The following is a 14,217-nucleotide window of genomic DNA, read 5'->3' on the forward strand; positions in this document are numbered from 1 at the left end:
CATCGCGGATCTGCGGGCCAGCCGTATGGCCAAAGCTGCTGATCTCGTCGAGCAGGCGGTTCACGAGACGCTCGCCTGCTATGCCTTTCGAACAATCCGCTCGAGCGCATCATGAAGGAGATCCGGCGGCGAACCGTGTCGTCGGCGCCTTCCCCGACGGTCAATCCTATCTCAACTTGGCGGCGGTCCGGCTGCGGCACATTGCCGGAACGGCGTGGTCGACCAAATGCTACATGAACATGCGACCGCTCTATCAGCCACAACTCTCTGAAACCGGAGCCGTCGCCTGATCAAAAGTGTGAAAGATTTCTGGACAGTACCCGCGGCTCTGGTGAGGACCCGATCATTTGCCCCGCAGCTATGTGCCTGACCGAATGCCGTCAGCCCTCTGGTTTCGCAAGGACAGCGTCGCCCACTCCTGCTTCACCGACGAACTACCCACACGTGGAGCCCATGAAGAAGCAGTTTGATTTCCACCGTCGAAATCGTTAGGTGGGCTCGAGAATCGAGTAGTATTCTCGATCCTAATACCACGCAGCCTGGCCAAGGCGACTTTCCATCATGAGAAATTCGCGTCGAAGGATTGGGTCCCTACTGGTCATACTTTCGATTTTTGGTGCAGTAGGCGGGATATGGGGCTGTAGACGATGGCATGCGGCACAAGAGCCACCGGATGCGCGGCTTGCGCTCGATGCGCACTACCCAGGCATGCCGCCGGATGCGCATCATCGATATCTTAATCTTCCAGTGGATTATACCGATGGAAGCAGCGGACGCTTTCGCGCGTTCTATGTGCTCAGCCCTAACTTCAATCCCAAAGGTCCTGTTGTTTTTTTTCTGACGGACGGGCAAATGGAATTGGTAGGCCCGGAGATGGATTTGTCCTTCTTTGATGAGCAGCTTCCCGGGGTGTCCTATGTGCTGATCGGCCACCGCGGCCATACCCCCACGCTTTTCCCCGAGGTCTATCCAAACGGGAAGCTGGATCTGCGCCGCGCAATGAACCTTTATGGCTCCTGGCAGCGCGTCGAGGATATCGAATGCGTAAGGCAGGACATGGTGGCAGCGAAACTGCTGCCCTCAGACGGGCGCATCATGGTTTTCGGAGCCTCAGGCGCGGGCGTGCTTGCGCAGCAGTATCTACACCGATATGGAGAACACGTGACCCGGACGTTGCTGGCCGCCACGGGGGCGCCGGACTTGGCCCGTCAGCACGGATGGACCTACGCCCGCAATTTCGTTGAGCTCGATCCGGAAGCCGCAGCCTCCCTGTCGGAGATTGCACGGCTTGAGAATGGCACGCGAGCAACCTTGGCTTATATGGTTTTTCAACTCGGGCGACAAGGACAGTCGGGCTTGGCAACGCTTCATAAGATCATTCACGGAGAGCTGAGCCACAACCCGTTGCCGTATGCTTGGTATCAGCTGCGCCCGAGCCTGAGCTGGGCGCTCCGCCGCACTCTGCTAAGCCTGCCCGCCGCTGATGCCGCGAAAGTGCGGATGTACGAGCTACTTGGAAGCGATCTACAGCGTGCGGCGTCCTTATATGGCTATGACATCCCGCTCTACCTCTGGTCCAGGGAAGTCCTGAGGAATTTTCTGCATCAGCATGCGCCCTTGCCGAATCTGCAGTTGGACCGGAGTCGTTATGGGGGGGAGGTTTTGGTCATCGCGGGAAAGGACGATGTCGTCTTCTCTCCGGCGATAGGTAAAGCCATCGCGCTGGCCTATTCTAGGGCTTTTTTCCTATTGGTTCGAGGTGGCCATCGACTGGAACTAGATCACGAGTACCAGCGTGCCGTTCGCCGAGCCTTCTTTCTGCATGGGCTACAGGCACGCGACACGGCGTCGCTTCTGGACTCTCCTCCCCCCGCCCCCGCAGAGGAGCGCGGGCAGCCACAATAAGGAAGCGATTTCGTGCGCTTGTTCCAGCCGAACGGATATCTTCAAGCATGTGACGCACTGACGACTCCGCCGCTTCCGATAATTCGCTCCAAACGCACCACCGTAGTTCCGCCGAGCTCCACAGCTAGTCCGCTCGCGCCCGCGGCAGCACTCGCGCGGCTGTAAGCAGAGATGGTTGGAAGACAGGTTGATCTGCATCAAAGACTCTCAATCTAAGGGTGAGTAAAGTTATTGCACGGAGTGGAATATTCTGATGGAGAGTAGAAATGAAGACGATCGAAGAGCGCGGGGGTATCAAGGGTGGAGACGCCGATCTCGGGACGCTGCTTAAGCAGTACGAGTCTGAGAAGTTGATCCAGGAGATGCAGACCCTGATCAAGAAGAAAGGTCTCAAAGTTGATCTCGTCCCTGGTCAAGGGGCGCGGGCGTTTGGCGAGCCCGTACTCGCGGCAGGCTGCGATAGCTGCACCGTCTGTCCCTGCATGATCTGCTGGTAGGCCGAGCCAATGGGGTGGGGCCATCCGGGTGCAATCGCATCCAGATGGTGCCCCGCCAGACTCCGGTCAGCTCCCCCGAGGGTGCGAGAGAGGAGTGATATGACAAAGCTATCCATTGAGCCAGATCAATTTGTCGCAGTGCGCCGGGACTTCATCTTCACACGAGATGGGAATCGGCCGATTCTCTACCCTCTCGACTACATCAATACGCACATCCATTTCCTAACTCCGGTCCAGGGGTTCGCCCTGTCACTACTGGACGGAGTCTCGCGATTTTGTGAGATTGAGTTCTTCTTCTATCGCCTATTCCCAAAGGCCGCGGCTGGGATCCTCGTCGAGACGCTCTCCAGTATCGACGCTTTGGTGCGCGCAAGCGTATCCCCCGTGGGCATCGGTGCTAACGGCATTCTGGAGATTGCCCATGCCCCGATTACCGAGGCGATCCGCTTCGACCCGCGCTGCTTCGTCATCGATCCGCAGGCATATTCGCGGGTGATGCATGGGGTGAAGACTCGATTTCGTCTAAAGGCGCCGATCAACCTCTACACGGTCTTCACCCACCGCTGTCAAACCGACTGCCTTTATTGCTACGCCGACCGACGCATTAAAGCGGGTAAGGAAATGCGTCTTGAACGTTGGCGCGAGCTGATCGAGGAGGCTGCCGCTATGGGGGTGCGCATGTGCTCACCTGACAATGGTGACACCTTCGTGCGGCGGGACGGGATCGACTTTCTCAATCTCCTGGTCGAGCACAAGATGCTGTTCCTCCTGTCGACGAAAGCGTTTCTGGACCGCAACGCGGTCGCGCGGTTAGTCGACGCCGGTTTCAAGGAGAAGATAAACGGTATAATCGAGCGGCCCGTGCAGCTTAGCTTCGATGCTGCCGACGAGGATGTGAATATGCGCGTGCTGAACGTCAAGAAACCCCGCACGCAACTAACGGCTCGAACCTTCGAGAGCTTCATGGCTTTCGGCATACAGCCCATCATCAAGGCAGTGATTACTGGATTAAATGTAAATCAACCAAAGAAAATCGTTGATTTCTTCTACCCTTGTGGCGCTCGAACTTTCAGTTTCGTGCGCTATGCGCGCTCGTTCCACCGCCACAGGGACGATCTGTTCGTTACCGGGGCACATCACGCAACGCTTGCTCGCGAGTTTGAGGCAATCCGAGCCAAGTATCCGGACATTAGGATAAACGAAAATCTATCGAGGGCCCCAACGTCTGCCGGAGAGCTGACGCCGCAGCGCAAGCGGCAGATCTGGAGCCAGCGGATCGGCTGTGGCGGAGGGTGGCACGCGCTCGGCATCGGTCCCGACGGCGGCGCCTTCCTCTGCGAGCAGATGGCCTACGAGGAGCCGTTCCTGGTCGGCGACGCCCGTCACCAATCGTTGCGCGAAATCTGGACGGGCTCCCGATTGCTCAACTTTATCCATCCTAGCCGCGAGCGGTTCGCCGGGTCCAGTTGCGAGACCTGTCCTTCCTTCGAGACCTGCATGTGGGAGAAGGGCCGCTGTTACCGGGACGCCTATTTCTCTTATGGATCCGTTCACACCACGCCGCCGTTGTGTCCTTTCAACGACAAGCCAGGCGTGCGGCTCAGCTAAGGGGAGCGCCACGAGCATGACTGCTACGCGGAAGTGGAAACCGTCGAGCTTCAACATCCCCCTCCGTGAGTCTGGTGACACGACTCTCCTGTTCAACGCGAGGAACGGCCAGACGCTTGAATTGGATAAGACCGGCTGGACCATTTTCCAAAGGTGTCTCGACAGCCTGGAGCACGAGGACGCCACCCCGGATCGCGAGCTTGTGAGATGTCTCACGACCCTTGGCTTCGTGGTGCCGGCCGAACTGGACGAGTTTGGAGAAGAGGAGGAGCGGCTGCGTCAAAGCAAGGCCGACGAATCACGCCTGTTTGTGACCATCGCGCCGACGATGTCTTGCAACCAGCACTGCAGCTACTGCTTTCAACGCAATACGCCCAAGACGAAGGTCATGTCGGAAGAGATGCAGCAGGCGACTGTCGAGTTCGTCCGTCGCAAGCTGGCCAACAGCCGTCAACTGGTGGTCCAGTGGTTCGGCGGCGAGCCACTGATCGCCTATGCCGCGATCACCTCGATGACACGCGCATTCAAGGCGATCTGCGCCGACGTCGGGATCGACTACTATGCGGAGATGCTGACCAATGGCGTCCTGTTGACGCCGGAAAGGGTGGTCGCCCTGCCCGAGCTCAGTATCAAGGCGCTGCAGATTTCCCTCGATGGCATGCCCGAGACCTATTCTGCGCGGCGCCAAGTCCCGATGGCGGCGGCGGCGGCCCATTACCGGTTCTTGGCCGAGCACTTGCCGGACATCGTCGAGGCCACCGGGTCCCTCACGATCCGCATCAACGTGGATCGGGAAAACATCAAAGAGGCCGAATATGTCGTCCGCTTCTTCAAAAGCCACGGCGTGGTCGATCACCGCATCGATTTCCGTCTCGGTTTCATCAACACCAGCCGAGGTCTGCTGGATTGCGTCCCGCACGACTGTTTCACCAACGCAGAGTTCGCCAAGGAGGAGCTGACGTTCCGTCGCTTCCTAGAGTCGGAGGGCTACATGGTGTTCGGCATGCCGCGGCCCAAGCGCTACCCTTGCACCGCAGTTGTGCGCAATTCGTTCACGATTGATCCACACGGCAACCTCGGCAAGTGCATTCCCGCTGTGGGCACTTCCCACTCGACATTCGCGCGCATTCTGACGGACGATATAGATAGAACAATGCGGGACGTGACAACCGCCGAGATGCCATATTGGCGCTTTAATCCCTTTCACAGCGAAGGGTGCAGTGGCTGCGGCATGATGCCAGCGTGCTTGGGCTCGTGCCCCAAGCACCATGCCGGGGGCCGCCGTGTGGTGGCCTGCAGCATGCGCGAGGCACTCGCCGATAAGATCACGTTTTATCACCGGTTTCATGAGCGGCGGCTCAAGACCCACGCGCAGGCCTAGATGTTTGAACGCTGGTTTTTCAGGCAGCGACTTTTTCTGGCTGAGCTCACTGCAGCCGTTTGTGTCGAGAACTGCCGCGAGCTCGCCGTGAACAAGCAGATTCAGCGGAAGTCTGTGCCCGAATGGCATGTCGCACCCTCTCGTATACTCGAGCCAACTTGGCACGATCTGTGGACATCTGATTCGCGTAAGATCGATTTCGATTCTAGAATCGCGAGTCGGTGCCGCATATGAAATACCCTATTTACTGTCAGAGATCATCGGAAGCTGAAGATCGGCAAGTCGCGTCAATTGAATCTCAGTTGGCAACGTTGCAGCGAACGTTCGTCGATAGATCTGACATCGAAATCGTCGGAATATACGAGGAGTCGTTCAGCGCCAAAGCCCCTGGTCACCCGCAATTCGGTGAAACGTAATCTCTTCTCTGTCATTTCTTTGTATATGCGACGAAACTCTTCGAGTCGTTTGGGTGAGACTTGGTGGCCGGTGTGTGGCATGCCGGTATCGTATCGAGGCCGCTCTTGATTCATAGACGCGTAAACTTGCCAGGCAAGCGCATTAAACACATTGCGCATTTTCCGCCAGCGCCGGCCGCGATGTTACTTGCAGAGGCCAGTAACCAAATAGCCACGGACTTCCTTGAGATCGCTCCGCAAAAAATGTTGGCAGTGCATTAGATCGCCAGCAGCCGGGTGCCAATGGAATTGGTTTGGATGCCAACCAATCCTGGTAGCTGCGTCGCGACTAGGAATTCCACGCCGCTGAAGTAGTCGCGATCGGCAACGGCCTCGACCACCACAATTAGCTCGCCGGCTTCCTCACTAAATCCTTTTCCTGCGCTGCAGCCTGCAAAAAACGCTCACTACGGACCATTCGCTGCAGTACTCGAGCTCGATAGTTGCGTGCTAGACAAGCGATCTCTCTCTCAGATCATGGGCCAGTTGGCTCAGCTGCCCGACTATCCTGGAAAATGCTAACGCTGCGGCCAGACTACTGCCGGATTTGGACGAAGGCATGGTCTTGAGGCAATGCGTAAACTTGTACTCGCGAAAAGGTTGCTAAGCAGGCAAGCGGCACGTAGGATGTAGAAATCGGCAATCCGAGGTAGTGCAGTTATCGCGATGAGCGGGAGTTCTGATAGCTTTCGTCTTCAAATTTGTTCGGCTGGCGCTGATGGCCGAATTGGGGGGCACGCCAAACCGCAGGCGGTGATTGAGGCGATTAATCTGTCGCGTCTGGTGTCGAGCCGCCTGACCTGGATGGACACTGAGGTGCTTTCGGTCGTCGGTCACGACGGGGTCTTCGCGGGGCAAATAGCCGCGCGCGCCGGTGATCTTATCCGCTTGCGCGTTCGCTGGCATCGTTCTCGCCTCGGTCCATCGCGGACTTTACGCCTGCCTTGTGATGGCCGTGCGCCGCATCCAGCTGTTGCGCTGTTTCGAATCGGTTTCAGGGCGATTGGGACATGCCGATATCAGCTGGTCAATATCGGCCGACCTCGCCCGATTTCAGAACCGGGCGTGTTGCTCTATTTCAGAAATGAGCGAACCGGCTTGGTTCAGCGGTCGGCAATTGGTGAGCATGGTGGGTTTGCCAAACCTCTGTTCATTGCGGCCCGGCCGGACGACCGAATCGTCGTAACACTGTTTAAGCGGTTCGAAGAGGCGCTTGGGACACTAGTTGTTCCGAGTTCCACCGGTGACCATCGCACCCGAAGGCGATTGTCGCAGGCTGTCTCAGGACACTCGGGCACCTTGTTCGACATCGGCTCGATCACTGGTCGGCTCTTTCAGGGAAAGCCTAAGGCAAGCGACGTTATACAAGGCGAAGTCCCGAACTGTCATCTAGCCGGCGCGGCCACGGCCGTCGCGGCAACCTGCGGCGATCGTCTTGCTAGGCTATTTCATCCGGTCGACACGCGCAGTTACTCCGTTTCGCTCTACTGCCACAATCAGATGTTCGGGCGGTTCGTGCGCAAGGAGATCGTTGTCAGCAAGGAATTTTACGTGCGACCTTCCGGGGAGCTCCTCTTTGGCGCCGCAACGCTTCTTAGTGCCGATCCGGCGCGAGCTGCGCTCTGGTGGCCGTTGTTGGAAAAGGCCGTCGCACTTCTTAATAAGGGGTATGGGCATTTCGCGACGGGGGGGACCGCCCACCACGCGTTATCGCTGCTGCTGGGTCTGCCGCCGTGCCATCGCAAGATTCGCGCTGCCGAGGCAGACAGGCTGTGGCGAGAAACAGTGGCGCATATCGCTGCCAGACGGCCGGTCGTGCTGAGTACGTTTCCCGCGACTTCGGCTCGCCTCTATCGCTATACCCAAGTGATCCCGGATCACTGCTATGCGATTGTCGGCCTCTGGGAAAGAAAGAGAAGCCAGCGGATGATACGTCTCCGCAATCCATGGGGCGAGGTAACACCGGTCCGCTACGCGGACGAGGGCCATGGTGTCTTTACAATGCCTTGGAATGAGGCCGTGAGTCTTTTCTCCATCTGGAGTTCAGTCTCAGATCCGCGATAAAGGCCATTGGATCTGGTCGAGAACGGATGTTGCGCGACGGAACGCGGTGTGCCAGTTGACCGAGAGCCAATGCTCGTAAGCTGGCCCCGACGCGTCCTCCAATACGGCGCAAACCGGGCGGAGCAACCGACTTGGGCCGCCATTCAGTGCGCCGTGCATCAGCATGATGTTGTGGCCAATCACGAAGTCGAGTTCCTTTGCTTGCAAGCACTGTTCGGTCAGCCCACGCACCACCTTCCAAGGGAATCCTGTTGTCTCTAGGATCATTTCCTCGAACAGCGCCTGTGCGGGACACAGCGCGCTGTTTTGGATCTCGGGGAATGCCGCAACCTCGGCGTCGCTAAAAGGAGTGTCGATGTTGTGCAGGTTGACGAGGATATGTTTGGGATTACGCGCGCCCAACGGGGCGCTAAGCTGCAGGTAGCCCCCTCCCTGAGATTGGAGGAGGGCGATGCAATGCCGCAGGTCCTTGGCGCACTTGTCTTGCAGCTCCAACACTGAAGTGCTCGTGACGCCTATCTGATGCCGGTAGGCCAGCATCAATATCGTTACGAGGTCGTAGTAAGGAGTGACGCTTTCGCCTTCGCCGACCTGCAGCACCAGGAACCCTTGGTAGAGCTTGTGTGTGCGGGTCGTCGAAGCCTGTGGTGAAAAGGTTCTCCTTAACTCCGCGGTCCAACTCGCAACATCGAACCGACTTGGCGTGAGGTAGGAACTATTTCCACCATCGTGGTGCGGAAGCAAGCTACGCGTTCGTCTGCCTAAAGCGACTTCAGTTATCTGATCTTCACCTATTTCCGTAGTCAAATTATCGAGGAACCATCGTTTTCGCCATGAAGACACGAGGTGGTCTGCGACTGCGCGCGCAGCATGGGTTGCGGCCGGTCGATCCGCGCACACTTGACCGAGCGGAATGATCACACCGTGTGGTGCGCGATCAATTACAGATGTAACGTACTCCGTCCACGTCACACACTCGTCGTCCGCTCGCCCCCCAACAAGCTTCTCCACCAGTGCGCTGGAAATCGGTATTCTGGCGCCTTCAGCGAGCCGCATCGCCGTCGCATTCCTCATGTCTCGCCCTCGACTATTCAAACGACGGCCCCGCCCAGTCGATTAAAAGCATTTCGTAAAGGAGTCTCGCTATGATAGCGCTGGTCCGGCCGATGTCGTCGCGGTGTGGGTTGACCTCGACGATGTCGACCGCGCGTACTGGATACTCCTGCAGGACCATCGCGGTCATCAGCAATTCATCTGCGGTAATACCGCCGATTGTCACATGACCAGTCCCCGGCGCTGCGGAGTTGTCGCAGACATCAATGTCAATGGAGACGTAGACGCCATCCGACGCTGTCGCGCACACCGCATCGAGGGTTTGACGGAGCGCTGTAGCGTAGCCAACCTCGCGGATGTGGCGTCGATGGCGAATCGTGCACCCGCTCTTGTTTAGCATGGCGAGCTGACGCGAGCCGGTGATGTCTCCTTGGCCAATGAACCCGATCTGATCCAGCCGCATGTCTGGCAGCTCGGAGATGCGGCGCGCGTTGGAGCCGTGGTAGTAGGCACCATGCAGAATCGAGTGCTCTCCAAAGTCAAAATGATGATCAATCTGGACATAGCCGAGGGACTTTCCGGCCTGTCGCATCGCTTCCCGCACTGCTGCAAAGCACGGAAAGCTAATCGTATGCTCCCCGCCCAGGATTATCAGGAGGCGGCCGCGATGAGCCATTTCGAACACCTCCGCCGCGGTGGCTTCCACCTGGCGCTGCGGACTGCTCGGAAACACGCGAAGATCGCCGAAGTCTGCCATGGATCGCGAGTGAGCTGCGCCAAGTCGTCCAGTCCGCAGGTTCGTCAATTCTGTGAGCTCGCGCGAACTTAGCTGAGTACTGAAGCCGAGGCTCGCTCTCCGTATCGACAGTGGCCCATCCCGCGCGCCTATGTGTGTCGACGCCGTACTATCGAAACAGACCGAGCATACGGCAACATCGAAATCCTCGTCATCGTCGGCCAAGGTGAGTGACTTGGCACCAAACAACCCTGGTCCGCTCGTGCACCAAGGTGGCGGCGCATAATTATGCCAACAGCGCCAGCTGTTCCGATTGAGGCTATAGAGCCAGTTCGTTCGCATGGTGCGTTCGTCTCTCATCTTTCGCTCTCGATACGGCGCGTCACCAGACGATCGCAATACTTTACGAGCTCGATAAACAGCGTCCAGAGTTCACCAGCTGTCTGATGAAATGGCAAAAATACTACCGGCCGATCCTCGCGCCAATTCGCGAAATTCCAATCCACGATCCGCGGCCGTAGCGACGGAAAGATCGGTGTCTTCGGATAGGGCACGAAATTGTACAGGTTGTAGAGCTTCACATGACGGGCGGTGTCCTCAAGGAATGAGATCGTCTGACGATGTGCTGCCATCGTCGCGTGAGGCAAGCCGCCGAGAAGATTGAGAACGACATGAATCCCGCGGACACTCAGCCGCTCGATCCATGTATAATAGCGCTCCGGATCATTTCTCTTCCTCACACTGCGAAGCACCTTCGAGTCGGCTGTCTCAAAGCCCATCTCGACCACCACCACGCCGAGCTCTTCCATGCGATCGATCAGCCACTCGGACATCGCCTGAACATGGGTTTGGACGACGAAGCGATAGCCGTCGGGTTTGGCGGCGATAAGATTGTTTACCGCATCTCTCGATTGACCAAATGTCTTGTCTCCGATGTAGGCCAAACGCACGTTGGGAAAATGGCGGCCGATGTCGTCAAATTCGTCCACCAGGCTCTGCAGCGGCACAAGATGTAGTTGACGGCTCCACGCGTCGCCGCAGAACGAGCAGTCGTAGAGGCAACCATGGCTTGCATTGATACGTACAAGCGGAACCCGGTTGGCGAAGCGCGCTAAATGTCGATAGTTGGGGCGATAACCAAAGTCTGCTGGCTGGTGCCCAAGACGTACATCGCTAGTCAGATCGCCGGAGGAGAGTTTCTTTAGAAGACCGTGCTGCGCGTGCCCTGCATAGACCATAGAGAAGGAACCGTGCGGCTCCACACCCACCATATTCCCTCCCATTACGGTTCGGTGTCCGCGGCGCATCAGCCGCATCGATACATCTGTCGCAAGGTCGAGGTTCTGGGCCAATGGCGAGAACAGAAAAAGCGCCGGCTCTTTAGCGCTGCGCGCGAGGTGCTCGCTCAAGGCTTCGCCATCGCTCTGCATTAAGCTGAGATCCTGAAATTCGGTATCTTCTTCTCCAATTGCCGCGTCCAGATGTGCGACCCAAAGCGGCGCCTCCCAGAGGTCTCCTGCACGTAAGCGAAAGTCGGGTACTATCGACGCGAAATACTCAGCGTAGGAGTGATAGTATCGATCGAGGACTGGATCCGGGGTCACCTGCGACGGAAACGGCAGTTGGACAATCACGCTTTTCATGGCCGGACCGTTGAGCCTCATCGTCGCGCCACATCGCCCCCGAAATCAGCTGTGGCCCGAGCGAACATAGTTTTAGTGGTGCGACAATACAATCTTAGGTGGGATCTGGTTTGATTGCAAGCGAAGTCTTACTTGATACGATGTTCTTCGAAATCATGCCGTATCGCGAATGGCCATGAACACGCTTTCGAACCTCCGATCCTTGCATTGCGGCAATATTGACCGTGCGGTTCGCCCGCCGATCGAAGTCGTGCTGGTGGATTTTGGCGGCGTACTGTGCAACTTTAAGGAGACGCCGGAGATCAACATATTGGCCGACCGGCATCCCCGCCTTCGAGGAGATCTCGCGGCGCTCTTGTTCGAGAACGAGGCATCGTATGCGGGTATCCTTGGACGAATTTCCGCAGACGAGGTTCTCGGCCAGATCGGCAAAAAGCTTGGGCTCTCTGAGGAGGCGATGCAGGAAATCTGGACGGCCTTCCTCGCAGCCAATGTCGCCGATCAATCGCTATTGGAGGCCCTAGATCGCGTTCGCGGGCGCAAGAAGATTGTCATCTTGAGCAATTACTGGTCTAACGGCCGCGAGGTCATCTTCAGTAAGGTGCCGGAGACCGCATTCGACGGCCTCTATCTGTCGGCGGAACTCGGTATTCGAAAACCGCAGAACGCGATGTGGGATTATCTGATCCGTACGTTCTCAGTGCCACCATATATGATCGCGCTGCTTGACGACGACGCGGCAAATGTGCGGGCAGCTTGGGAAGCTGGTCTAGACGCTTATCTCTGGATAGGTCGCTAGGTGTCGGGCAGTCTGGCGGACGAGCCAGGCATCTACGGTGTTCGGATTTGTTGCAGTCAGTGGATGAATTGCGCAAATGATGGGAATAGCGCCAAACCCATAAGCAAGCTTGATCGCGTAGGGAGACCGGCCCGCCTGGACTTCTTGAAGTCCGAGATTAGCAGCTCGCATGATCGCGTGCTGATAGAGAAAATCCGATGGATAGAACGGCTTTGCAAGATCTTTCCGGTTGCCGCCGAGCCAGAGGTAATAGGTATCGCGCCAGATGAAGTTCAGCGAAATGGCGGCGACCGTGTCATTCGGCGCGACCGCAAGCAGCACCTCCATGCCCGGCAAATCGGCCTTGAGCAAACCGCGAAGAAACGCGAGCGGCAGGATATCGTTTTGGCCGTCGAGCCGAGGAACCCCTGATCTGACAAGTTCGGCAAGCGGGAGAGCTTGCGATGGTTTGATGATCTGGAGCGTTAGGCCGGTTTCGCTGGCGCGCCGCATGATCCGCCTTCGTTCCGCTCGCTCCTTCCTCTTGAGGCTCGCGGTTGGATCAACGGCATGATGGGGAGCAAGCCGCAACACCATGTTGGTCTGCAGCCGGCCGAGACGATAGCCGGCGCCGGCAAGATCCTCGAGTAGAACACGGTCGCGCCCGTCAATCCCGAACAAGAATGACATTGCGCCGCTATCCCGGCACAGTCCGAGATGGACTTCGAGGACTTCGATCATCGCGGACCTCGTGCGCGCAAAAGGCCCGCCAAGCCAGCAAACGAGGGCGTGCGCGCCGATGATTGGACCGGTCAAGGGGGGGCTGACGTTATTGCGATAATAATCAAGGCGCGGACAGGCCTTGTAGAGAAAACCGGGAATTGCCGCTCGGCAAACCTCACCACTGTGCAGAGCTATGTGCTTTGGTTGATCTGCGCCGGGCCAATAACGCTGGACGACAGAGCAGAAAGCCATCGTGTGGAATGGGGACCCGAACTGCCGGCAAAGAGCGTCCCAGCTCCGGCGGCGCGCGGCAATACGTTCATCCATCATCACTAACAGCGCGTAGCTGCTCTAGCAGGTCCCTCAATCGCTTAACCTTGATCGTTGCTAAACTACGATCAGGCGCTTCTGATAGAAACACGATGGCGAGCATTGCAGCGGTATAGAGGCGACAGCAGAGTCCCAGCGGCCGCTGCAGTTCGGCTTGTAGCTCGGTCGAGCCATAACCTAAAGCGAAGCGATCAGTCAGCCCGCCATATTCCTCGACCCGCGCAAGCTCGAGCAAGGCATTGGCGGTCAAGGCATTGGACCAGTCGATCAATCCCAGGAGACGACCGCGACGGCTGAGAAAGTTCGCCGGCCGAAGATCCATGTGCAACAAAGAGGGGGAGCGATCAATTGGTCGAAGATAACGTGCGAGAAATTCTTCTGTTGGAAGCGTGCCCGGCAATTCGACAAATCTCGCGACCACGGCCATTCGGGCCGCAGTGAGCCGGGCCACGATTGTTGACGCCGACTGGCCCCGCTGCGCGACCGGATGTATTCCGCTCGACGGCAGTTCGTGCAGGCGCTTCACAATGCGCCCCAATTGAAAATCATCCACCGGTACCGCATCTGTTTCGATACCTTCGATCATCAATACATGGGGCCCTTCGTCAGGACAAAGATATCCCATGATATTCGGCGCTGGTATGCCGTACTTATGCGACCGCGAGAGCAACGCATATTCCTGATGAAGGATTTGGAAGCTATCGAGTCCCTGATCGTTGTCGTTGGAAATCCAGCGCTCTCTCGGAAATTTCAGGACGAATGGAGCTCGTCTCCTGATCCGAAGCACAAATACCTCAAACTCTATGCCGCCACCAAGCCTTTCCGCGCTGTCGATGCGGAGATCGGGATCCATCGCGCGAAGCTGACCCAGCGCGTCATCAAGAGACCATATATTTTGAGGTGGTTGTGAAATCATCTTGTCACAGAGACGAGGTTACATCTGCTCTATATTTGCACATCATCAGTCTGACCTCAATCTGACGTTAGAGGTGATAGGGTCCCGTGCGGATGAAAGGATTTTGGTTTGGCCGCGTCCGGGCCGCC

Annotated in this window: 11 protein-coding genes; 6 read left to right on the forward strand and 5 right to left on the reverse strand. The window is 57.4% G+C overall.

Translation table 11 applies throughout. From position 1 onward, the window contains the following. Positions 1–561 precede the first annotated feature (561 nt). The 5 genes from XI03_RS12735 (at position 562) to XI03_RS12755 (ending at position 7,910) form a co-directional block, all read left to right on the forward strand. Positions 562–1,905 carry a hypothetical protein gene (locus XI03_RS12735; RefSeq protein WP_271592320.1) on the forward strand — a complete coding sequence of 448 codons (1,344 nt, stop codon included), beginning with the start codon at positions 562–564 and terminating at the stop codon, positions 1,903–1,905. 266 nt (positions 1,906–2,171) lie between these two features. Beyond that, positions 2,172–2,402, forward strand: coding sequence for a hypothetical protein (locus tag XI03_RS12740; RefSeq protein WP_271592321.1), 231 nt, complete (start codon positions 2,172–2,174; stop codon positions 2,400–2,402). A gap of 99 nt (positions 2,403–2,501) precedes the next feature. Continuing rightward, positions 2,502–4,010: a radical SAM/SPASM domain-containing protein gene (locus XI03_RS12745; RefSeq protein ID WP_271592322.1), complete on the forward strand. Its 1,509-nt coding sequence runs from the start codon at positions 2,502–2,504 to the stop codon at positions 4,008–4,010. 16 nt (positions 4,011–4,026) lie between these two features. Next, the gene (locus XI03_RS12750) at positions 4,027–5,391 is read left to right on the forward strand and encodes a radical SAM/SPASM domain-containing protein (protein ID WP_271592323.1); all 1,365 of its coding nucleotides are present in this window, start codon (positions 4,027–4,029) and stop codon (positions 5,389–5,391) included. 1,121 nt (positions 5,392–6,512) lie between these two features. Continuing rightward, a complete protein-coding gene (locus tag XI03_RS12755; RefSeq protein WP_271592324.1) occupies positions 6,513–7,910 on the forward strand; it encodes a C2 family cysteine protease in 1,398 nt (465 codons plus the stop codon). On the opposite strand, the gene XI03_RS12760 is transcribed toward XI03_RS12755, so the two are convergent. The 3 genes from XI03_RS12760 to XI03_RS12770 are packed head-to-tail and all read right to left on the reverse strand — an operon-like array spanning position 7,896 to position 11,342. Beyond that, positions 7,896–8,984 (reverse strand): hypothetical protein, encoded by a 1,089-nt coding sequence (locus XI03_RS12760; protein ID WP_271592325.1) that lies wholly within the window; start codon positions 8,982–8,984, stop codon positions 7,896–7,898. The genes XI03_RS12755 and XI03_RS12760 overlap by 15 nt on opposite strands. A 13-nt stretch (positions 8,985–8,997) precedes the next feature. Then, on the reverse strand, positions 8,998–10,059 hold the full coding sequence (locus XI03_RS12765) for an arginase family protein (protein ID WP_333935724.1): 1,062 nt from the start codon (positions 10,057–10,059) through the stop codon (positions 8,998–9,000). Continuing rightward, positions 10,056–11,342: a B12-binding domain-containing radical SAM protein gene (locus XI03_RS12770; protein WP_271592326.1), complete on the reverse strand. Its 1,287-nt coding sequence runs from the start codon at positions 11,340–11,342 to the stop codon at positions 10,056–10,058. Before XI03_RS12770 ends, XI03_RS12765 begins: the two co-directional genes overlap by 4 nt. A 175-nt stretch (positions 11,343–11,517) precedes the next feature. On the opposite strand from XI03_RS12770, the gene XI03_RS12775 reads away from it, so the two are divergent. Then, positions 11,518–12,141, forward strand: coding sequence for a hypothetical protein (locus XI03_RS12775; RefSeq protein WP_271592327.1), 624 nt, complete (start codon positions 11,518–11,520; stop codon positions 12,139–12,141). Here the strand turns inward: XI03_RS12775 and XI03_RS12780 are convergent. Both XI03_RS12780 and XI03_RS12785 read right to left on the reverse strand, forming a co-directional pair. Next, complete coding sequence (locus XI03_RS12780) at positions 12,112–12,861, reverse strand: GNAT family N-acetyltransferase (RefSeq protein WP_271592328.1); 750 nt, start codon at positions 12,859–12,861, stop codon at positions 12,112–12,114. The two genes, XI03_RS12775 and XI03_RS12780, sit on opposite strands and share 30 nt — an antisense overlap. Before the next feature lie 301 nt (positions 12,862–13,162). Next, positions 13,163–14,026: a phosphotransferase family protein gene (locus XI03_RS12785; protein WP_271592329.1), complete on the reverse strand. Its 864-nt coding sequence runs from the start codon at positions 14,024–14,026 to the stop codon at positions 13,163–13,165. Positions 14,027–14,217 lie beyond the last annotated feature (191 nt).

The sequence above is a fragment of the Bradyrhizobium sp. CCBAU 65884 genome (assembly GCF_028128835.1).
Taxonomy (GTDB): Bacteria; Pseudomonadota; Alphaproteobacteria; order Rhizobiales; family Xanthobacteraceae; genus Bradyrhizobium; species Bradyrhizobium ottawaense.

Coding starts and splice junctions, on each gene's coding strand:
- XI03_RS12735 (WP_271592320.1), top strand. CDS start 562: ATGAGAAATTCGCGTCGAAGGATTGGGTCCCTACTGGTCATACTTTCG.
- XI03_RS12740 (WP_271592321.1), top strand. CDS start 2,172: ATGAAGACGATCGAAGAGCGCGGGGGTATCAAGGGTGGAGACGCCGAT.
- XI03_RS12745 (WP_271592322.1), top strand. CDS start 2,502: ATGACAAAGCTATCCATTGAGCCAGATCAATTTGTCGCAGTGCGCCGG.
- XI03_RS12750 (WP_271592323.1), top strand. CDS start 4,027: ATGACTGCTACGCGGAAGTGGAAACCGTCGAGCTTCAACATCCCCCTC.
- XI03_RS12755 (WP_271592324.1), top strand. CDS start 6,513: ATGAGCGGGAGTTCTGATAGCTTTCGTCTTCAAATTTGTTCGGCTGGC.
- XI03_RS12760 (WP_271592325.1), bottom strand. CDS start 8,984: ATGAGGAATGCGACGGCGATGCGGCTCGCTGAAGGCGCCAGAATACCG.
- XI03_RS12765 (WP_333935724.1), bottom strand. CDS start 10,059: ATGAGAGACGAACGCACCATGCGAACGAACTGGCTCTATAGCCTCAAT.
- XI03_RS12770 (WP_271592326.1), bottom strand. CDS start 11,342: ATGAAAAGCGTGATTGTCCAACTGCCGTTTCCGTCGCAGGTGACCCCG.
- XI03_RS12775 (WP_271592327.1), top strand. CDS start 11,518: ATGAACACGCTTTCGAACCTCCGATCCTTGCATTGCGGCAATATTGAC.
- XI03_RS12780 (WP_271592328.1), bottom strand. CDS start 12,861: ATGATCGAAGTCCTCGAAGTCCATCTCGGACTGTGCCGGGATAGCGGC.
- XI03_RS12785 (WP_271592329.1), bottom strand. CDS start 14,026: ATGGATCCCGATCTCCGCATCGACAGCGCGGAAAGGCTTGGTGGCGGC.